The 21,213-nt window shown below is 50.9% G+C and carries 17 protein-coding genes and 1 pseudogene; 11 read left to right on the top strand and 7 right to left on the bottom strand.

Features of this window, described 5'->3' with window-relative positions; all coding sequences use genetic code 11:
- Nucleotides 1–10 precede the first annotated feature (10 nt).
- The 4 genes and pseudogenes from QMG44_RS00215 (at nt 11) to QMG44_RS00230 (ending at nt 4,668) form a co-directional block, all read left to right on the top strand.
- Nucleotides 11–1,258 carry an AAA family ATPase gene (locus QMG44_RS00215; protein ID WP_086532899.1) on the top strand — a complete coding sequence of 416 codons (1,248 nt, stop codon included), beginning with the start codon at nt 11–13 and terminating at the stop codon, nt 1,256–1,258.
- Entirely contained in the window at nt 1,251–1,904 is a 654-nt protein-coding gene (locus tag QMG44_RS00220) for an HNH endonuclease (RefSeq protein WP_086532898.1), read from the top strand. Before QMG44_RS00215 ends, QMG44_RS00220 begins: the two co-directional genes overlap by 8 nt.
- Nucleotides 1,905–1,995: 91 nt before the next feature.
- Nucleotides 1,996–3,996 (top strand): annotated as a pseudogene (locus QMG44_RS00225) (primase-like DNA-binding domain-containing protein); the annotation flags it as partial.
- A gap of 108 nt (nt 3,997–4,104) precedes the next feature.
- Complete coding sequence (locus QMG44_RS00230; protein ID WP_086532897.1) at nt 4,105–4,668, top strand: hypothetical protein; 564 nt, start codon at nt 4,105–4,107, stop codon at nt 4,666–4,668.
- A 676-nt stretch (nt 4,669–5,344) separates the two neighbouring features.
- Here QMG44_RS00230 and QMG44_RS00235 read toward each other — a convergent pair.
- Nucleotides 5,345–5,986 carry a TetR/AcrR family transcriptional regulator gene (locus QMG44_RS00235; protein ID WP_086532896.1) on the bottom strand — a complete coding sequence of 214 codons (642 nt, stop codon included), beginning with the start codon at nt 5,984–5,986 and terminating at the stop codon, nt 5,345–5,347.
- Between the two features lie 108 nt (nt 5,987–6,094).
- Between QMG44_RS00235 and QMG44_RS00240 the strand changes: the two genes are divergently transcribed.
- Complete coding sequence (locus QMG44_RS00240) at nt 6,095–6,787, top strand: DAPG hydrolase family protein (RefSeq protein ID WP_020885264.1); 693 nt, start codon at nt 6,095–6,097, stop codon at nt 6,785–6,787.
- Between the two features lie 184 nt (nt 6,788–6,971).
- Here QMG44_RS00240 and QMG44_RS00245 read toward each other — a convergent pair whose 3' ends face one another.
- Entirely contained in the window at nt 6,972–8,354 is a 1,383-nt protein-coding gene (locus tag QMG44_RS00245) for a carbohydrate binding domain-containing protein (protein ID WP_232937262.1), read from the bottom strand.
- An 87-nt stretch (nt 8,355–8,441) separates the two neighbouring features.
- The gene (locus QMG44_RS00250; protein WP_086532894.1) at nt 8,442–9,206 is read right to left on the bottom strand and encodes a LecA/PA-IL family lectin; all 765 of its coding nucleotides are present in this window, start codon (nt 9,204–9,206) and stop codon (nt 8,442–8,444) included.
- Between the two features lie 778 nt (nt 9,207–9,984).
- Between QMG44_RS00250 and QMG44_RS00255 the strand changes: the two genes are divergently transcribed.
- Nucleotides 9,985–10,344 carry a LecA/PA-IL family lectin gene (locus QMG44_RS00255; protein ID WP_086532893.1) on the top strand — a complete coding sequence of 120 codons (360 nt, stop codon included), beginning with the start codon at nt 9,985–9,987 and terminating at the stop codon, nt 10,342–10,344.
- 405 nt (nt 10,345–10,749) lie between these two features.
- Here QMG44_RS00255 and QMG44_RS00260 read toward each other — a convergent pair whose 3' ends face one another.
- Together QMG44_RS00260 and QMG44_RS00265 are read right to left on the bottom strand one after the other, a co-directional pair.
- Entirely contained in the window at nt 10,750–11,964 is a 1,215-nt protein-coding gene (locus tag QMG44_RS00260) for an L-dopachrome tautomerase-related protein (RefSeq protein WP_086532892.1), read from the bottom strand.
- A 67-nt stretch (nt 11,965–12,031) separates the two neighbouring features.
- Nucleotides 12,032–12,826: an SDR family NAD(P)-dependent oxidoreductase gene (locus QMG44_RS00265; protein ID WP_040016770.1), complete on the bottom strand. Its 795-nt coding sequence runs from the start codon at nt 12,824–12,826 to the stop codon at nt 12,032–12,034.
- A gap of 97 nt (nt 12,827–12,923) precedes the next feature.
- On the opposite strand from QMG44_RS00265, the gene QMG44_RS00270 reads away from it, so the two are divergent.
- Together QMG44_RS00270 and QMG44_RS00275 are read left to right on the top strand one after the other, a co-directional pair.
- Nucleotides 12,924–13,820, top strand: coding sequence for a LysR family transcriptional regulator (locus QMG44_RS00270; protein WP_086532891.1), 897 nt, complete (start codon nt 12,924–12,926; stop codon nt 13,818–13,820).
- Between the two features lie 20 nt (nt 13,821–13,840).
- Entirely contained in the window at nt 13,841–14,350 is a 510-nt protein-coding gene (locus QMG44_RS00275) for a hypothetical protein (protein WP_032677488.1), read from the top strand.
- Here the strand turns inward: QMG44_RS00275 and QMG44_RS00280 are convergent.
- Both QMG44_RS00280 and QMG44_RS00285 read right to left on the bottom strand, forming a co-directional pair.
- A complete protein-coding gene (locus QMG44_RS00280; protein WP_232937264.1) occupies nt 14,345–16,168 on the bottom strand; it encodes a diguanylate cyclase in 1,824 nt (607 codons plus the stop codon). The two genes, QMG44_RS00275 and QMG44_RS00280, sit on opposite strands and share 6 nt — an antisense overlap.
- 120 nt (nt 16,169–16,288) lie before the next feature.
- Nucleotides 16,289–17,398, bottom strand: a complete 1,110-nt coding sequence (locus tag QMG44_RS00285; protein WP_020885256.1) for an AI-2E family transporter — start codon at nt 17,396–17,398, stop codon at nt 16,289–16,291.
- Between the two features lie 336 nt (nt 17,399–17,734).
- Here QMG44_RS00285 and mmuP point away from each other — a divergent pair, with 336 nt between their 5' ends.
- The 3 genes from mmuP to tauA all read left to right on the top strand — a co-directional run bounded on the left by mmuP (nt 17,735) and on the right by tauA (nt 21,213).
- The gene (gene mmuP, locus QMG44_RS00290; protein WP_025205021.1) at nt 17,735–19,135 is read left to right on the top strand and encodes an S-methylmethionine permease; all 1,401 of its coding nucleotides are present in this window, start codon (nt 17,735–17,737) and stop codon (nt 19,133–19,135) included.
- On the top strand, nt 19,122–20,054 hold the full coding sequence (mmuM, locus tag QMG44_RS00295) for a homocysteine S-methyltransferase (protein WP_086532889.1): 933 nt from the start codon (nt 19,122–19,124) through the stop codon (nt 20,052–20,054). Before mmuP ends, mmuM begins: the two co-directional genes overlap by 14 nt.
- Nucleotides 20,055–20,250: 196 nt before the next feature.
- The gene (gene tauA, locus QMG44_RS00300; protein ID WP_014168800.1) at nt 20,251–21,213 is read left to right on the top strand and encodes a taurine ABC transporter substrate-binding protein; all 963 of its coding nucleotides are present in this window, start codon (nt 20,251–20,253) and stop codon (nt 21,211–21,213) included.

Genomic DNA, 21,213 nt, shown 5'->3' on the forward strand with positions numbered 1-21,213 from the left:
TTAACTTGATATGAATAAACTCAGCGTTCTAATGGATAGAATTCTAAGTTCTTATGATAATGAATATTTTGTTATCATCGGTAAAAATGGTGAAGGTAAAAGCCAGTTGCTATTGGATATTATCAAAAGCATTTCCGCATCTGATCTTCATTTCAAAAATCTAATTGCTGTTTCCACAAGTGCATTTGATCGCTTTCCTATAAATGTAAGAGCACCAAAAAAATATGATCCAATGACTTACTCTTATGTTGGCATTAGAGGAGGAAGCAGCAATAATGTCCTTTCATTAATGAGTTCTGTTTCAACTGGATTTATATCAAGATATATTTCGTCTCCTAGGGATTTAGATAGATTTAGCATGGTGTTAGAAGAAATTGGGTTCTCGACAAATTTCGAATATGTATATAAGTTAATTATTAGGTCGGAAAATATATATCGACAATCTATGTTAGTTGAAGATGAGTACTACATAGTTGATGGTAACAAAAGGACAAGATTAGATTGTACTGAGCAAGAATTTGAAGAACTCACGCGGTTTCTTAACTATGTTCAAGGTATTTGTGATAAAAATAACAATTTTAGATTGTTTGTGAATCCTAAAAAAAATTATCTCAATGATGAAATGTCACTAGGGAATATTAATTTCTTTAATTACATTTTTAAGATGATTTCTTTAGGTATAGTAAAGTTAATTGACCTGCGAATCGAGAAGCACTCAAAAGGAATTATTTCGTTACGGAGGGCAAGTTCTGGAGAACAATGTATATTGCTTTCACTTTTAGGTATTGCAGCAAATATAACAGATAACTCAATTGTATTGATTGATGAACCAGAGATCAGTTTGCATCCAGAATGGCAACAGCGCTATATCAACTTGCTGATGAATACTTTTGGAGGGTTTTATAATTGTAAGTTTATAATCGCCACACACTCACCTTTGGTAATATCAAATCTTAAGTCATCGAATTGTTATATTCTTCCTATGGCTGAATCTCAAATAATTAGCGCAGAAGATTATAATCATCGTTCCTCTGATTATCAATTGGCTGAGTTATTTGAATTCCCAGGCTTCCAAAATGAATATATTTTAAGAACGGCGATAAACTTATTTGCTAAAATTAGAGCCAATAAATCCTTTGACAAGGAAGATAAAAAAACATTAGAGAGGCTTTCTGGTTTTAAATACAACTTAGAAAAGCAAGACCCAAACTATGATTTAATTAATGCATTGGAGAATATGAAGGTGATGTATGGCTGACATTAATGAAGAGTTTTCATATGTTAATGAGCAGCTGGCAGTCATTGATTCTATCAAGGCTCAAGCTGATTTCTCACATTTATCTTGGTCTCATGAGGAATTTACGTCTATTAAAAGTGAGATAAGAGAATTTTACCGTATTCAGCAGCGGGGGCTCTGTGCTTTCTGTAAAAATCCTTTGTCTTTACAAGCAGCGGCTAATTGTACAGTCGAGCATATAATCCCTAAGTCAAAAAAAATTGATTACATGTACACCCCCAAGAACCTTTGCGTGATTTGTGCAGACTGTAATGAAATAAAAAGGGCGCAAGAGGTTGTAAATGAAGAACATGAAGTCCTGAATAACCCTAATATAGCTGTTTATCCGCGATCAAGTGGTGCATTTATTATCGTTCATCCGCATTTTGATGACTGGTATGAACACATTCACAAAGTCGGGGCTAGAATTTATATTGATAGGACTATGAAAGGTATTAATACAATGAAGGTTTGTAAGTTGAATAGGTTTTTTCATAGGTTTGGTGTCTCAGATGAATATATAAATGATGGTGAATTAACTGCATTGATGAGTGAGTATATAGAATCAAATAATCCGATAAGGAAGGCCGGAATAATTAATAGGATTAGAGAGGTTCTTATCGCGTGATACCTAAATATTAATCATTAGTAGCGCGCAATGCTCTCCCCGCCACGACTGCCCGCTTAAGAGGTCACTATTAATGCAGGTGCATGAACTGGCTCAGGCCGCGCCGGCCGTCAGGCTTATGGAGAAAAACCGACCGGCAAGCGGCAATGCCTACCTCACCTGCAAGGTTTTCCCCGTTCTGGAATGTCTGACGCTCACCGCCATACATAAAACCGGCGGCGTGACGTTCCGCGCCGGTGATGTGGTTGTCCCGTTGTATGACGATACCGGCGCACTGGTTAACCTTCAGCTTATCAATGCTGACGGTCTCAAACGCACCCTGAAAGGCGGTCAGGTCAAAGGGGCATGTCATGTCATCGAAGGGAAAAAACAGGCCGGAAAACGCCTGTGGATTGCACAGGGTTATGCGACCGCACTCACCGTGCATCACCTGACCGGGGAAACCGTCATGGTAGCACTGTCCTCCGTGAACCTCCTTTCTCTGGCGAGCCTTGCCCGTCAGAAGTCCCCGGCCTGTCAGATTGTGCTCGCTGCCGACCGTGACCTTAACGGCGACGGCCAGAGTAAAGCCGCTGCGGCCGCAAATGCCTGTGAGGGCATTGTTGCCCTGCCGCCGGTGTTCGGTGACTGGAATGATGCGTTTATACAGTACGCCGAGGAAGCCACGCGCAAAGCCATTTATGACGCTATCCGTCCTCCGGCACAAAGTCCGTTTGATACCATGAGTGAGGCGAAATTTACCGCCATGAGCGCCAGCGACAAGGCCTTGCGGGTGCATGAGCATTACGGCGAAGCGCTGGCGGTGGATGCGAATGGCCAGCTCCTGTCCCGCTATGAAAACGGCATCTGGAAAAATATCCCTGCCGCCACTTTCTCACGAAATGTGGCTGATTTATTCCAGCGTCTGCGCGCCCTGTTCTCGTCCTGGAAAATTGCCTCGGTGGTGGAGACCCTGAAACTGATTATTCCGCAGCAGGCTACACCGGCGCGTCGTCTGATTGGTTTTCGCAACGGGGTGTTCGATACCCAAAGCGGCATATTCAGCCCGCACCACAAATCGCACTGGCTGCGAACACTGTGCGACGTGGATTTTACCCCGCCGGTGGAAGGCGAAATGCTGGAGACTCACGCGCCGAACTTCTGGCGCTGGCTCGACCGGGCGGCCGGTAAAAATCCACAAAAACGCGACGTAATACTCGCTGCGCTGTTTATGGTACTGGCGAACCGCTACGACTGGCAGCTCTTTCTCGAAGTCACCGGTCCCGGCGGGAGTGGCAAAAGCATTCTCGCCGAAATCGCGACCCTGCTCGCCGGGGAAGATAACGCCACGTCAGCCGACATCGACACGCTGGAAGACTCGCGCAAGCGTGCCTCCCTGATTGGCTTCTCGCTTATCCGTCTGCCTGACCAGGAAAAATGGAGCGGTGACGGCGCAGGACTTAAAGCCATCACCGGCGGCGATGAGGTCTCGGTTGACCCGAAATACCAGAATCCGTATTCAACACATATTCCGGCGGTGATTCTGGCCGTCAATAACAACCCAATGCGCTTCACCGACCGCAGCGGCGGTGTCTCCCGCCGCCGGGTGATTATTCACTTCCCGGAGCAGATTGCGCCGGAAGAACGCGACCCGCAGCTCAGGGATAAGATTGCGCGCGAGCTGGCCGTTATCGTGCGCCAGCTTATGCAGAAATTCAGCGACCCGATGACCGCCCGCGCACTGCTCCAGTCGCAGCAGAACTCCGACGAGGCACTCAGCATCAAGCGCGATACTGACCCGACGTTTGATTTTTGCGGCTATCTGGAAATGCTTCCACAGCCTAATGGGATGTTTATGGGTAATGCCAGCATTGTCCCGCGTAATTACCGTAAATATCTTTATCACGCGTATCTGGCCTATATGGAGGCTAACGGGTACAGAAACGTGCTCAGCCTGAAAATGTTCGGGCTGGGGCTGCCCATGATGCTGAAAGAGTACGGCCTGAATTATGAGAAGCGGCACACAAAGCAGGGAATACAGACCAACCTGTCGCTGAAAGAGGAGAGCTACGGCGACTGGCTGCCGAAATGCGATGAACCCGCAGTTACATAACCTAACTCAGACCGGCTATAGCCGGTCTGTTACTTTAACTACCAACATAACGATTTACGAGATGTGTATAATGGTCGAATATTTCATCTGTTTTTCGAGAGGTAGGAAATGGATTACTTTCAGACTGGTGGGTTATTAATAAATATATTAACAATGTTAGTTGCCGTTGGCTCATCATGTATTAGTTACCTTGTTTACAAAGAGAGCACCTACCCAGACGTCATTGTTTACCTTGAACAAAACAATGAAGTCAAAACTGTTTTAAATATTGTAATTAAGAATATAGGTAAAAGTGCTGCAAAAGATGTAACCTTCAGTTTTAATGAAAATACCTTTAAGAATTCACTGCCTAATAGTGAGTATAGTGCGTTAACGAAAGGTGCATTGGTTTCAGGCATACCATTCCTTGCACCTGGTTCATGCAGGATATTGAGGCTTGGAAATTTCGCTGATTCGAAGAAGATTTTAGGTGACCACAAAATTAGAGTAACTACAACTTTCCGTAAAGCTAATAGCAAGAACCCTTTCGCAAAAAATATTACTAATGAAAGTTATATTGAATTGTTATCGTTGGCTAGGGTGGATGCCTCAGATAACAGTAATGAGAAAAAGATTGCTGAAAATCTAGCCAGAATTGAGAAAGCTTTGCTTAATATCAAAACACAATACTAATTCATCTGCGCCAGGATAGTCTTTCTTACCTGCAATTTATATTTTCTGCTATGAAGGGTGAACAATCTACTGTTCACCCTTCACCGTATGTTCACCCTTTATCACTATGAAATTATTGATAAAAAACAAGAGGTGAACAGTGTGAACAGTCAAACTCCAAAAAAACTTTTTATCCCCCCGCTCATCGCCTGACCGGGCACATCCAGAACGAGCAAAAATCACAATGGTGAAGAGGCAACTGTTCACTCTTCACCAACTCATCACCATCTAACCACATGATATTAAATGATAAATAATCGAGGTGAATAGTGTGAACAGTTAAGTGTAAAAAAACTTTTTCTTACCCAGAATCAGGTCCAAAAAATGAACGCTATCGCTGATGTGTATAGGGATGTGTATAGTTTTATTTATCGAATTTAAATTTTCATAATAAATCAGTATGTTGCGTTGGTTTGTTGGTTCCTATTATCGACAAAAAATAAAAACCATTAAAAACAATAAAGTAAAGAGGTTATGAGTCACAAGTTACGATCTTTTTTCATTAGATTCTATAACCAACAGTTACCTCTATGGTTAACAATGGCTATATCAGGGATGTAAGTACGTGGCGACCTGTAGTTGTATAGGTCGCACAAATACTAAGCGTGACACTCTACACGAATCGCCAGGTGCTATGTCATTCATCACCTTGCCTGAATATAAGTAAAATAAAAGGCATACAAGAATCCAAATGTGCCTCAATATCGGTTTTCTCAACGGGATCAATTAAACCAATCGCCGCCTGCCGAAGAGGTTCGGCGACACACATGGCGAGTATGACTTTGGCACTGGTATCTGCAGGTAACATCGGCAACCAGCCCTGTTTTTGCTGTCGTATAATCCACTCAGTGAGTAATTGTTGGCCGCGCGCTATGCCATTTTCATTGTATTTCTTGAGGAGATCATCTTTACCAGGAAATTCAGTATTGAGAAGACGAAACATTTTCACGGCGGTTACTGATAGCGCCTGACCACAAATCGCAGCCAGTAATTTTCTTAACGCCGGTAAAACGTCATTCTTATCTGTCGGATCGCTCTGCAGGAGTGGGGCATAGTTATCCGTCCAGTTTCGAACTGAAAGGCCAAGCAATTCCTCCCTGTTTTTCGCAAAGCGATAGACGGTCTTTTTGGCAACGCCTGCATGCGATGCAACCGCCTCAATTGTTGTGGCGTCATAGCCTTTGTCAAAGAGCAAGGCCATCGCGCTACCAATGATTTGTTTCTTCACCTCTTCCTCAGGGACTGAGGGGCGTCCGCGTGGTTTGGTTGGTGAGGTCATCCTTGAGATTCCTTTTCGCTTGTCATACGACCATTCTATCGGTAATGTTTAGGAAACGCACTTCGTTTCCTAAATGGTGCGAATTTCCCAATGCTAATGGAGAAAAAAATGCGACAACACGATATTGCCAGGCCCTGGCTGGATTATTCGGCATTGCTTGATCCTTCTCCCATGCCGCTGGAGACAGGTATTAAACGTCTGGATGACGGGAGTCTGCTGGTCGCGGTACGCACTGATTTACATGGCTGCAAAGGACGTATGATTAACTGGTGGTTTACCTTCTTTGAAACGACGCAGCATATAAAATGGTGGCATCCCGTTGATCATGTTGAACATCGTGGATGGGACGCCAACTGGAAGCGTGGGGAAAGTTTTTACGGCGCAAGCATCCATGCAGTTGAATCATTAGCTGAAATCCCTCCCATTCCCGCGCGTCTTAAATTCCATCACCCTGCATCGGTATTTGGCGAAATGGCTGTCGACAAGGCAATGGCGGATGGGAGTGTCTCGGCAATCATTGCCGCAAGGATAGGCTTCGGTGAAAAAACTGAACTGGATAGTCAGGGCGACCCGCTGGACGGACAAATGCTACATGTTGTCCGGGATACGCCTTTTGGGTGTGTGCTGCGTAGCCGGTTTATTCTGGGTATGAGTAATGACGACCACGCTGAACCTGCCGATGACGTTGGATTAGCGCTTATGCGACACTGTTATACAGAGTTCACGTTCTTGTCTCGTTTCCTGCCTTCTTTGTATTACGGCGAGAAAGCGAATGATGAGAAAATTGCGCTTCCCTGGTAACTCGCGGATTTAAATGCTCAGGTAAACCTGTCGACGAGGGTAATCATGCCCTCCGTGTATTACCGGGCCAGACCAACGTTATCTCAAGCGTGACGCACACTGGCTAAGCAGTGATGCCTGGTTTAACCAACGCGTAGCCAAACCGGCATCACTTCATATCTGAAATGAATTCAGCGTAACAAAATCAATCGACTGATTTTACTGTGATTCCAGTAATGCTGAAATCGTTACCATCGCCGCTGGCTTTATGGCTGAAAATTTCCAGCACATTATCGCCCTGTGCCGCCGTAAACTCTCCTGACAGCGTGACCCACTCGCCTTTCACGGCAAGTGCTGTAACCGAGGTAATATCCTGGCCTGCCACCCGAAGTGACAGTTCGGGTATCACCTTATAGTCATTGTCCCTGCGAGCCTGAAGGCTGAAGCGATAGCGTTTCCCCGGCAGGAGTTCCGAATAATGTTTATAAAGCAGCACGCCATTGTGTGTCCGGCCTTTAACATTGGTGGTCGGAAAACGAATCATGGTCGCGCCACCTTCTGAGTAAAACTCATGCTCAGGCGTTGCCGGTCCGAACTGCCAGTGATTCAGGTGATTATTCGTAAACTTACTCTCATCCAGGAATGGTGTTGGCTCGGGACTGACAAGGGGAGTGTCCGGCGCAGCGGGGGGTGAGGAGGGGGGCACCGGTTTGTTGTGATGTTCCTGACACGGGCAAGGGGGCGTTTTCTCTTTGCAACGACAGTCGCTGGCGCAAGCGTCAATCAGGTTCTTAAGTACATCAGCAAGCGTATTCACCGCCCGGACAATCTCAGGGGCCTGTGCGCACAGATCGCTGCCATTACCAGGCGTCTTCGCTGGCGTTTTACCTTCCAGCGCATCTGCTTCTTCTTTTTTGTTCGCCACGCTGTCGTGTTGCGTGGCCTTACTGGCGCAAATGGTGCTTTTTAAAACCGAGGCAAAATCGGCAATGCCGGAGGTGTAAATATAATGCTCACCACCCGTACGAAGCGCCAGGCGCTTGTATTCCCGAACCATGGCTTTCTCATCATCCGGGGTGGGGTAAGGTAATGAGGCATGAGGCGTGCCCAGATAGGAGTGGATTTTGACACCGTACTCCAGGGCGGTGGCAATGGCATCATCGCAGGCTTTGATGCAGCCCGCATCCAGGATCATCTCTCCGCCTTTCAGACTTTCATCTCCCAGCACAAAAACATTCTTTTCAGCGCCGTCACGCCAGTTGTAATGACGAATAACGTCCTCCGCGGCAGGCGCCACATCTTCCTGAGCGGGGTTCCCCTCTTTGACATACTCTCTGCCTTTCAGGGCGGACGGGTTAGCACCGGCCTCGCTCGTCAGGAACTGACGGACCGTTTTATTAAATTTGGTGCCGGCAAAAACGCCTTCGATACCCAGAAAATCAGTTCGTAAATCCGAAGGGCAGGCTTTTCTGGCCTCCTCAATGGCGCTCTCAAGTTTTGCACAGAGCGCTTCCGCTTCATCCTTCATTGAAAGACTGCTGTCGATGATGAAAACCAAATCAACTTTTTTATTGTCCATAATGCTCATATCAGGGGCTCCATTAACGTTCATTTTTGTTTTCCAGTGAACCGGCAGGGAAGGCAGTGAATGGCACGTTGCCTCCCTGCGGGCATTTCAACCGAGCACAACAAACCTGACGTCATAGCCTCCCGTATTATTGGCGTATTCAGACGCAACATTTGTATCGTTAAAAATGAATGAAATTTCGCCATCAGCAGGGACTTCCCAGTCGCTATCGCCGCTTCCGATACCGTAAATATGTTCACCCGCTTTGATCAGTAATTTCCCCGCCAGTGCTTCTGGCAGGACAAAAGTGGGATCCGGTTTTTGCGCTGACGGATGCTGGCTGTCGCCGTCAGGTCCAAAGCTGCGACCGCGGCTGTCGTACTGAGCGGTACCGGCTGCAATCAGCATCACCTTGTCCCCTTTGCTCACGGATACGCCGGTGTGGGTCCAGTCACTGCGCGTTGCGGGAACATGACCTTTCCAGTCCGCCTTTTTAGCCGCCGCTTTCTTTTCGTCTTCAGCGATATACACAACCGCGCTGAAAGCGCCGCTGTTGTCGCGATGTGAAGAGTCACTGACCACGAGAATCAGCTCACCGTCTTCCGGTACCGACCACTGGTAAACACCACTGCCAATGTCATAGCTTTTTCCGGATGCACTGAATCGGGCTTTCAGCACCTTATCGTTCCGTAAGACAAAGCCCTCTTTTAGCCTGCCGTATGGCGATGCCAGGGCGTAGTCTTCCTTACCGTATTTAATCCATCCTTCCGCAATAATACTGATTTTTTGCCCGGCTTTTAGTTTAAGTCCGGTATTAATGCCCGTGTCAGCAGTTGCGTCGATATTGCCCGACCATGCAGGTGAAACAGTCATATAATTCTCCGTAATCGTGACAGCGTCCAGCTTGTCAGTGGTATGAGGTAATAAATAGCCTATAGATAATGTTTTTTGTTACTAAGGGGTACGGCATTCACAATCAGAATATAAACAGATATGCCACTCAGCAAATAATATTCTGAAAATGATGCTGATGATTTCCGTTCGTCTCCCGTCTGCTGCAGTTCTGCGAATTAAATATTAGGATTAATCTCATGCTGTGTTTTGTTACTCCAGAGCGGTAATGCGTGTGAGTGAGAGGTATATGTTGAAACCAAAAAGTAATACACAGGGTAACTAGGTGGATATTTGTTAACCCATTCCTTTTCCGTCGGGGAGGCGTGAAATTAAGTGGAAAGGTAGATGTTTTTTATTGGGCGGATATCACGGCAGGCGGTGCTGTAATGCGCCCTCTCACTGCTTTGTGTACCTATTATTACCGCCATTCGGGTATGGTAATTAATTTACTAAAGGTATAATTACAGTCATGATTAAAAGTGCGATTATTCCTATAGTTAACATTAAAAACAATTTCAAATCAGTGACTTAGTGTCTGGTTGTGTTGGTGGATTTATATAAATCGCAGCGTAAAAAAAGAAATAGCATTATTCTTTCGACATAAGTCTGGAAAAGATAAATATATTCATATGCATCCATGATGAAATGTTATGAATACTAAATGTGATGTCTGTCACATGCAGGGGAGTTTTGTCTTTGATTGATGAAAAGCACGCATCAAATGTAATGTTAATGAAGTTTGATAAAGGAGAATAGCATGACGGCTAAGCCAGAATGGTCCGGAGAAGTTCCTGCAAATATTCCTGCCGGTATTAATACAGGCCTGCAACTGAATGCCGGTGATGAGATAACGATAATGGCCTCTGGCTGGATTAAATACGGTAAAGAAGAATTTGCGCTGGCGGTGCCGGATGGCAGGGTGAAAGAAGGGCTCATTACCTGCAATGATAAGGTGCTGAAGGCGAGATTTGATACCTCTGGAAAAGGTTATTATATAGGCGGTGGAGTATATAAATGGGCGGCTCCCCAGAGCGGTACCCTGCATCTGTATATTGCCGATACAGAGGTTGGATACTCTGATAATACCGGCAGTTTCAGCGTCAATGTATACCGGTAAGAACGGGTCGTTTCGGATACAGCGATTTTCAGCCCCATTGATATGGCGGCAGGGATTATGTCCGGCGTTCTCAAACCGATATCTTATTCATTCCAATATTATTCGCAGAACTCAGCAGATGATAAGAAGACTAATCAACAATATTCTCTGGTATTCTACCGGGTGGGTGTTTTTTGGCCTGGTAGTGCTCAGTGGAATCGCAGGGGGACTGGCGGCTTCAGTCCTGCATTTTACTACAACGGATGCATTCCTGGCCGCATTTTGCCTTTTTCTGTTGCTGTCATTGCCCGTTTGCTTCTGGCTGCACCGGTTATCTCGCATACACCGCCGTCAGTAATGTACACGCCCACAAGGAGAGTCCCTGTGAGCGTGTAGTGTTTCCAGTACGGAGCATGCGCAGTCGCGTTACTGGCGCTTATCCTGCAACGCCTTCAGGGGTAAACGCCATACGTCATAGCGCTCCTGGCCAGGTTTGACCGCGCCAGCAAAATGGTCGTTCAGGCTGCTGGAGGTAAAGATCAGATCCCCGTCCGGATTGATGGCCGGCGTGTCCGGCCAGTGTACGCCGTCGTTTGACGCCATCAGGGTCATTGAGCCGCTCTTCGGTTCATATCTGACAATACCGTTGTGTGTCACATCGGTGATATAGAGGTTGCCTTCGGCATCGGTCACGATACCGTCGGTATTGCCTCCCACCGATCCAAGATCCCGGATCTGCGCCGCAATCTGCGCATCGTCAGCACCTGGCTTTCGCAGAATGTCAGTCGGTACCGCAAATGCATGGGTCCCTGTCGTCACCGTCCAGTAGAGCGTGCCGGTATCCGGAGACAGCGCAATACCGTTGATGCCAATCAGTAATGGATGACCAGGCCAGACTTCAGCCCCGTGCGAGACCACCTTCACACCCGGCTCAATCTGCAGGTCTGGATGACGGTCGAGCACGCGTCGGGCAGTGCCGGTTGCGAAATCGGCGATGATAAGACCGACGCGGTTCTCAGGCGCACTGCGCGAGCCGCTGTCGGAGATGTAGGCGACACGGCGCGTCTCATCAACAACCACATCATTGAGGAAGCTCGCCTTGCGATCTGCCACGCCATCCAGTGGAATGCGTTTGATCGTGCGGCCGGTATTCAGATCCAGCACCATCAGTTTCTGCGAACCCACGGGGGATTCCGCTTCTCCCGCGACGAACCCCATATCCAGGGCCCACAGCCAGCCATTCTTACGGTCAATATAGAAGCCAAGCACGTTACGCAGGTTCTGATCGGGAGCGGTTTCCACCGCATTACCCTCGCGGGACGGAAATGCCGTGAGGCGCGCCGGTCCGGTCTGCACGGTCGTATCAAGAATACTTAACGTCGCGGGTGCACCGGCTGAAACCAGTCGAGGGGTGCTGACAAAGGCTCTTCCCTTTGCATCGAAGTGGATGCCTGCGATGGGCGCGTTAACCGAGCCGGAAAACGGCGTCGGCGTATCCCCCTTCTCAGGCGTATTCCAGGTTACGCCGGTATAGCTGCGCCAGTGCTCAAGAGGGGCCTGGTTCGCTGCGCTGGCTACGCTCGCAAAAGAGAACAACATTGCCATCGCGATGGCGGACATATTACGGGTACGTTTGAACATTTCTATGCTCCGGTAAATAGGGGAAGCAGGGGACACTGATTCCCCTCAGGTCATGACGGCTGCTGCATTAAAGAATGGAGCGGAAGGTGCCACCTTCGACGCGCACCGCGGCACCGTTAGAGGCAGCGCCCAGCGGGCTCGCCAGCAGCGCGACCATCGCGGCTATCTCATCAGCATCGATCATTCGCGCGATAAGAGAGCTGGGACGGTAGGTCTGGAAGAAATTCGCTTCGATCTCCTGGTCGGTCATACCCGGTGCAGGTGCGGTCTGGCGCAGGTATTCGATAATGCCGTCGGAGCGGGTCGCTGAAGGCAGTACGCTGTTGACCGTAACGCCCGTCCCCTTCGTGAGTTCGGCCATACCGCGCGAAACGGCGAGTTGCGCCGACTTACTGACGCCGTAATGCACCATATCTGGCGGCGTGAACGCACCGACTTCGCTCGACATAAAAATCACCCGGCCCCAGTTGCGTTCCAGCATGCGCGGGAAATAATGCCGTGACAGGCGAACGCCGGACATGACATTGATGTTGAACATGTTCAGCCACTCATCATCGGTGATGTCGGCGAAGTCTCGGGCTTCATAAAAGCCCAGGTTGTTGATGAGAATATCGGTGTCAGGGCAGGCCGCGATCAGGGCTTTTGCACCCTCAGCGTTTCCCAGGTCGGCAACGATAGCGGTGACCTGCGCCTGAGGCTGAGCGGCGGTAATGTCTGCCACGGCGTTTTGCAATTTCGCGTGGTCACGACCAGTAATGGTGACGGCCACGCCTTCGCGCGCCAGCGTGCGGGCGATGGCCAGACCAATCCCCGCGGTTGCGCCAGTAACGAGTGCAGTCTTACCGGTGAGTTGAAGATCCATGATTTTACCCTCTGGTGATGAATGCGCACACTTTACTCATCGCCCAACAGGAGATAAATTAGCGGAATTGAAAAACATTTGTTCCTGAAAGAGCATAATGAGCAGAAAATTCGATTATCTTGGCGATGTTGAGGTCTTCATCGCTGTCGTTGAACACGGCTCATTTACTGCTGCTGCCGTCGCCCTGTCCACCACGCCCTCGGTGTTGAGTCGTGCGGTTTCCCGCCTTGAGACGCGTCTGGGACGACAGCTTTTACAGCGAACCACCCGTCGGGTAGGCCTGACCGAGGCAGGGCGAGTCTATCTGGAGCAGGCGCGCTCTGCTTTTTCCCTGCTGGATGAAGCCGAACGTGATGGGCAGGGTCAGGAAGGCGACCTGACCGGACGCGTGCGCATGAGTGTACCGACTACCTACGGGCACTATCGTCTGCCGCCCTTGCTGGCGCGATTCTCCCAACACTACCCGCGCGTTCAGGTAGATCTGAACATCACCAACCGCAACGTCGACCTGATTGCTGAAGGGTTCGATCTGGCGATTCGTTTGGGTCAGATGCCCGACAGTGGTTTAGTCGCGCGTAAACTGGAGGATGCCGCTTTGCTGCTGGTCGCATCACCCGCGTACCTTCACAGGATGGGGACTCCGCAAACGCTGGATGATTTGCACCGACACATGTGTCTGCCGTTTATTTTGCCGCGCACCGGTCGCATCGCTCCGTGGGTGTTTCGGGAAGACGAACGCGATGTGGACTGGCTACCCGTTTCACCTATCGAAACATCGGATGATGTGCTTGGCGTTGTCTCCCTGGCTGAACACGGTATGGGGATTTGCCAGAGCTATGAGTTTATCGTTCGGGACAGGATACAGCGCGGTCAGCTGGTGGAGGTGCTTCCTCACCTTCGCGGGCGCTCGCGGCCGTTCTCGGTGATCTTCGCGCCACACCGGCGCCAGTCCGCTGCCACCCGCGCGATGATTGATCTCCTGACCACGCAATAACGACAAGGGAAGGGTGCAATATGAAAAAAACGTCTTATTCGTTTTTGATTCCAGCGATTGTTGGGGTATTGACGCTGGTAATTTGTTTTATTACCTGGCGCGTAGAAATTTACCGTGTGACATTTATTAACGCTCTCGCAATGCAATACATCGCGACCGGCTCATTGCTCTTGTCGCTGGTTTTGATGGTCATTTTTATCTGGAAGGGACGGTTGAAAGGTTGGCCGTTTTCTGAGCGTCTAAAAGTGTTCATTGGCACCTTTATTATCAGCATGCCTCTCGCCATTTTCGTCGTCTTTACGGCGGTTTATTTACTGGATGGGAAAGTGTCGTCCTGGAGTGCTCCTTACAAATATAAATCTGTAGGCAGATATAATTGTGAAGGGGCTGAAGTATATGAACCTGAACTGAAAGAGAAGATACGTATTTGTCACCCAATGGGCGACTATCAACTCGATAACACCTTATATGTTGAAAAACGCAGTAATGCGCTGGGTATCGTGGTGCTTTGGGCTATCACGCGCTCATGAACAGGGGAAAGCATCAGTGGCGCAACATGACGTCTGGCCCGCCTCCAGCATCCCAAAACTTACAATCCGCGATCGACCCAGTTCTTTAGCCCGGTACAAAGCCACATCGGCTGCACGCAGCAGGTTGTCACTCTGGGCGTGCTGCGGATAGCTGGCGATACCAATCGAAACATCGACTGGCCCAATCTCCGTGAGTCCATAACGTAGCGACAACCCTTGTACGCCGTTGTAAATCTGTTGAGCACAGTCATGCGCTTCTTCTTCATCAGCACCGGAAAGCAGTACTAAAAACTCCTCCCCGCCGTAGCGGAAAGCCATTCCGTTGTCATGGGTAGCCCGCTGAACAATCGTCGCTACGCTTTTAATAACCTGATCACCCGCTTCATGGCCAAACCGGTCATTAATACTCTTGAAGTGATCGATATCGATCATCATGCAACTCAGGGGTTCGCCGTTACGAATGGCCTGTGTCATTTGGGTATGAAGCGTATCTTCCAGATGATGGCGATTACGCAAGCCGGTCAGCGGGTCGAACAATGCTTTTTCCAGCAACGCATCGCGTAGCCGCTGGTTTGCCAGCGCCAGACCGAGCGCTTCGGCCATCAGTTCGAGATAAGCACGGGCAGGGGCATTTTCCGCGGTGATATTCTGGAATGAGAGCAGACCAATGGCCTCGCCCTGGGCAATGAGCGGCACGCACAGCGAACGATACGCCAGTGATTCCGGCAGATGATAGCAGGCGATATCCGGCTTACCGCTGAACGGGGGATGGCTCTGACCACGCCTTACTGCCCAGCATTCGTCAGGATGAAACGTCATCTCCTCTCCCGTGGGGGAGAGCCACTGGGCAACGCAGCGCATCTGCCAGGGAGCGCGGTCAAGGACATAGAGCCGGCCAGGGACCCCCGGGGCGATATTGGGGGCAAACAGCTCCGCCACGTTGATAACATCGGTAAAGTTCTCACACCCTTGCAGCCGCTGCGTCATGCGGGCCAGCAGTTCGCGGACAGCCCAGTCGGCGTCGCGCTCTTTTTCCAGCCGTTGCCGGGCAAGGCCGTTTTCACGAAAAATACGGATCGCCTGCGCCATATCGCCAATCTCATCAATCTGATTAAAATTCGGCGTTTCGACGGCGTAATCCTGCGACGCCAGACGGTGTACCACGTCGCTCAGACGCACCACGGGGCGCAGCACGCGGCGTTTCAGGATAAAGCCCAGGACAAACAGAAACAGCAGGGCGGTCAGGCCAACCATCAGTTCAGAGGCCGTACGCAGCGCTTTCGATTTTTTGGTGGCATCCTGCACGGACGCAATCACCCGCTTGTCGAGGATCTGGCGAAAGTGATCAATCTGGTTTTGTGCGCGTTCCAGTGCCTGCTCATAGGGCGCACCATAAAGCAGGGCAATGGCCTGGGCATCTTCTCCCCGTTCTGTACTGGTCAGGGCCGTCTGCTGTTCATCCTGAAGCGCATCGATAATCTTGAGACCTTCCCGCAGCAGGGACAGCTCCTCATCGGATGCGCCGTTATCGCGCAGTTTATCCAGCCTCAGCTCGACATTTTTCAGGTTGTTCTCTGACTGGTTGTATTGTCTTAGGGTTTGCGGATCTTTTTTTATCACGTACAGGCGGGCTAAATCGGACTGCGCCCAGGCGTCGGTTTCAATATCCTCCGTCAGCTCATCAAAGCGCTGCCGCTGTTCAACGGCGTGACGTTCCACGGTGTCGGCATTGGATGCCATCAGCATGATGATGCCTGAGACAAGGGTCAGGCAGACCGTGGCACCATAGGCCCAGTTAGTTATCGTTGCGATTCGCACCTGTGGATCCTTTTACGACATGAGAAGGATGGCGTTCTTTCAAATTATAGAAAACGTTTGATTTAAGGCGAAAAAAAAGGCGGCACAGTGCCGCCTGGTGTGGTCTTTATCGTCATATCATCACAAATCTGGAGGGTTTTTTCCTTCCTCGATGAAATCCGCATCCAGCTCTTCGGCGTTACCCGCGTGATCGCGACCGGAGAACAGGTTCCAGCAGGCGATGAACAGCGCGGCGATCAGCGGCCCAATCACAAAGCCATTAATGCCGTACAGCTCCATCCCGCCAAGGGTTGAGATGAGGATCAGGTAGTCCGGCATTTTGGTGTCTTTCCCCACCAGCAATGGACGCAGGATATTGTCCACCAGCCCGACAATGATGACGAAGAAGCCAACGATAAAGAGACCCTGCCAGAGCTGATGCGTGGCGAACAGGAAGATGGCGGCCGGCACCCAGACAATGGCCGAGCCGACGGCCGGAACCAGCGAAAGGAACGCCATCAGCGCGCCCCAGAGTACGCTACCGTCAATACCAGCGATGGCAAATGCAATCCCGCCGAGCGTGCCCTGAACCACCGCCACTACCGCCGTACCTTTTACCGTTGCCCGCGAGACGCCGACGAATTTGGCGAACAGATGCTGTTTGGCAAAATCAGACAGAGGAAGCGAATCAAGGATCTGGCGTACCAGATACGGACCATCTTTTAGCAGGAAGAACAGCAGATAAAGCATGATGCCAAAGCTGATCGCAAAGCCAAACGTCCCTTTACCAATCAGAAACGCGCTGCCGGCCAGATACTGTCCGCCCTGCAGGGCTACATCGGAGAGTTTTTTCTGGATTTGCGCCGCGTTCGTCAGATTGTGATCCGCAAGGAAGCCGCTGGCCCAGCCTGGCAGGTGGTTAAAGATGCTCGCCACCACTTCCGGGAATTGGGTATTGTTCGCTTGCAGCTTGGTGTATACCACGTTCAGTTCAATGGCGAGCGATGAAAAGATCACCATCAACGGGATAAAGACGATGAGGCAGATAATGCCGATGGTTAACAGCGAAGCCAGTCCGTTGCGATCGCCCATCGCCGCGCGCAGCTTGTTTTTTACCGGGTTAAAGATAACGGTAAGAATGGCGGCCCATAAAATCGCGGAGAAGTAGGGGGAGAGCACGTCGAAGAAAGCCCAGGTGACAAGGGCGAGTATGAAGATAAAGAAACCTTTGGTAAGTCCGTTAAAGCGCATCAGTTGATCCTGTAACGATGAAACTGTGTCGACTATAGAACTGATTGAGGGATTTACCAAGAATTGCGCCGCTGTAAAACCCCGCGTATGAACCCGCTCGTTACGGATACCACTTTTGACTGACCGAAGAACGCCAGGGTCCGCGCCATGCTGTAAGTATCTGCTTGCGGAGGTGCTTATGGCCTGGCGTCCGTTCCTGTATGTGATCCTCACAACCCACCCCAGACTCAGCGCGCGGCGCGCTCGATTACGTCTGGTCGTCTAGCTTTTTCTTAACAATCGCGGTATAACACACCTTCTTTGGATGTTTAGATGTCCATACGTATAGAAGGTAATATGCAAACACAACAAGAAAATGGGCAGCTTAAGCGCACCATGAAAACACGCCACCTGATTATGCTCTCGCTGGGTGGGGTCATTGGGACAGGGCTATTTTTCAATACTGGTTATATCATTTCAACGACCGGGGCCGCGGGAACGCTGCTGGCGTACCTGATTGGCGCGCTGGTGGTCTGGCTGGTGATGCAGTGTCTGGGCGAACTTTCCGTTGCGATGCCGGAAACCGGCGCGTTTCACGTCTATGCCGCCCGCTATCTTGGCCCGGCAACAGGCTATACCGTGGCGTGGCTTTACTGGCTTACCTGGACGGTGGCGCTCGGGTCGAGCTTTACCGCCGCCGGGTTCTGTATGCAGTACTGGTTCCCGCAGGTGCCCGTCTGGACGTGGTGCGTGGTGTTCTGCGTGGTGATCTTCGGCCTTAACGTCATCTCCACGCGCTTCTTTGCCGAAGGCGAGTTCTGGTTCTCGCTGGTGAAAGTCATCACCATTATTGCCTTTATTATTCTTGGCGGTGCTGCGGTGTTTGGCTTTATCCCGATGCAGGACGGTTCTCCCGCGCCGGGCTTAACCAACCTTACCGCCGAAGGCTGGTTCCCGCACGGCGGCCTGCCCATCCTGATGACCATGGTCGCGGTGAACTTCGCCTTCTCCGGGACAGAGCTTATCGGTATCGCGGCGGGTGAGACGGAAAACCCGCACAAGGTGATTCCGGTTGCCATTCGCACCACCATTGCCCGGCTGATCATCTTCTTTATTGGTACCGTGTTTGTGCTGGCCGCGCTGATCCCGATGCATCAGGCGGGCGTGGAAAAAAGTCCGTTTGTACTGGTGTTCGAAAAGGTCGGTATTCCGTACGCGGCTGATATTTTTAACTTCGTGATCCTGACGGCCATCCTGTCGGCGGCGAACTCGGGCCTGTACGCTTCTGGCCGCATGCTCTGGTCGCTCTCGAATGAAAAAACGCTGCCGCGTTGCTTTGCGCGCGTTAATAAAAACGGCGTACCCATGACGGCGATTTCTGTTTCAATGCTTGGCGGCGTACTGGCGCTGTTCTCAAGCGTGGTGGCGCCGGACACGGTGTTTGTCGCACTGTCCGCCATCTCAGGCTTTGCTGTGGTGGCGGTCTGGATCAGCATCTGCGCGTCGCATTTTGTCTTCCGTCGTCGCCATCTTCAGTCTGGTCAGCCGCTTTCCGCTCTGCAGTATCGCGCGCCGTGGTATCCGCTGGTGCCGGTGCTTGGCTTTATCCTCTGCGTGGTGGCCTGTGTTGGTCTGGCATTTGACCCGAGTCAGCGTATTGCCCTTTATTGCGGGCTTCCGTTTGTTGCCCTGTGTTATGGTGCCTACTACCTGACCCGAAACATGACATCGCAGGAGCCTGAACATGTCGCAGAATAATCCGCTTACCGCCATCCTTGAAAAACAGCCATTTGTGGTGCTGGATGGCGCGATGGCGACGGAACTGGAAGCGCGCGGTTGTAATCTTGCAGACAGCCTGTGGTCTGCCAAAGTGCTGGTTGAAAACCCGGATCTTATCCGCGACGTTCATCTGGACTACTACCGGGCGGGAGCGCAGGTGGCAATCACCGCCAGCTATCAGGCCACGCCTGCGGGGTTTGCCGCACGAGGCCTGGATGAGGCGCAATCCCGTGCGCTGATTGGCAAAAGCGTGGAGCTGGCGCGTAAGGCGCGCGAAGCGTATCTCGCGGAAAACCCTCATGCAGGCACGCTGCTGGTCGCGGGATCGGTTGGGCCGTATGGTGCATACCTGGCGGATGGTTCTGAGTATCGCGGTGACTACGTGCGAAGCGCAGAAGCGTTTACCGATTTCCATCGCCCGCGCGTGGAAGCGCTGCTGGATGCCGGGGCAGATCTGCTGGCCTGCGAAACGCTGCCATCCTTTGCTGAAATCAAGGCGCTGGTGGCGCTTCTGGCCGAGTATCCCCGAGCCCGGGGATGGTTCTCGTTTACCCTGCGTGACAGCGAGCACCTCAGCGACGGTACGCCGCTGCGCGATGTGATTTCTGCGCTGGAACGCTATCCGCAAATTGTGGCGCTGGGGATCAACTGTATCGCGCTGGAAAATACCACCGCGGCGCTGAAACATCTTCACAGCCTCACCGCACTGCCGCTGGTGGTCTACCCGAATTCGGGGGAGCATTATGACGCCGTGACCAAAACCTGGCATCACCATGGCGAAGCCTGCGAAACGCTTGCGGGCTATTTACCCCAGTGGCTGGCGGCCGGGGCGAAGTTGATTGGAGGATGTTGCCGGACCACGCCGACAGACATTGCAGAGCTAAAGGCGCAGCGCTGATGCCGTGTGTCGTCTGATGCATTCACCTCATCCCTCTCCCGTCGGGAGAGGGAGCCAGAATAAACCCCACAAAATTCACTATCCTTTGCCACTTTTTTTCTAAAAACGAATCGGAATTAACGATTCTTTTTTATTCCTTTATCAAAATTCCTGCGCCGGAAATACTGCCCTCATAACAACAAGGGGAGCAGTCACAATGGCAATTTCATCGCGAATTACACTTCTCGGCGCGCTGGCGCTGTGGGCATTTCAGGCACAGGCGGTAGACGTTACCGTCGCGTATCAAACCTCTGCGGAACCGGCAAAAGTTGCGCAGGCGGATAACACTTTCGCCAAAGAAAGCGGCGCGAAGGTGGACTGGCGTAAATTCGACAGCGGGGCGGCCGTCGTGCGCGCATTAGCGTCCGGCGATGTGCAGATTGGCAATATCGGTTCCAGCCCGCTGGCGGTGGCTGCCAGCCAGCAGGTGCCTGTTGAGGTTTTCCTGCTGGCGTCACAGCTCGGGAATTCTGAAGCCCTGGTCGTGAAGAAAAACATCACCCGGCCGGAAGATCTGATTGGCAAGCGCATCGCCGTGCCGTTTATCTCCACCACCCATTACAGCCTGCTGGCGGCGCTCAAACACTGGGGCATCAAGCCGGGCCAGGTGCAGATCATCAACCTGCAGCCACCCGCAATTATTGCCGCCTGGCAGCGTGGGGATATCGACGGTGCTTACGTCTGGGCACCTGCCGTGAATGAGCTGGAAAAAGACGGCACCGTGCTGACAGATTCCGAACAGGTGGGGCAGTGGGGGGCGCCGACGCTTGACGTGTGGGTCGTGCGTAAAGACTTCGCGGAGAAACACCCTGACGTGGTGAAGGCGTTTGCTAAAAGCGCCATTGACGCCCAACAGCCTTATCTCAGCAACCCCGATGCGTGGCTGAAAGAGACGGGCAATCTGGAAAAACTGTCGCGCCTGAGCGGCGTTCCGGAAGCGGACGTGCCGGGGCTGGTGAAAGGCAATACCTATCTCACGCCTGCACAACAGGTCCAGCAGCTCAATGGGCCGGTCAATAAAGCGATTGTCGATACCGCTACGTTTCTGAAAGAGCAGGGCAAAGTGCCTGCGGTGGCGACAGATTACAGCCAGTACGTGACCGATCGCTTTGTGAAATAA

Source organism: Enterobacter sp. 200527-13, assembly GCF_027924865.1.
Classification (GTDB): domain Bacteria; phylum Pseudomonadota; class Gammaproteobacteria; order Enterobacterales; family Enterobacteriaceae; genus Enterobacter; species Enterobacter ludwigii.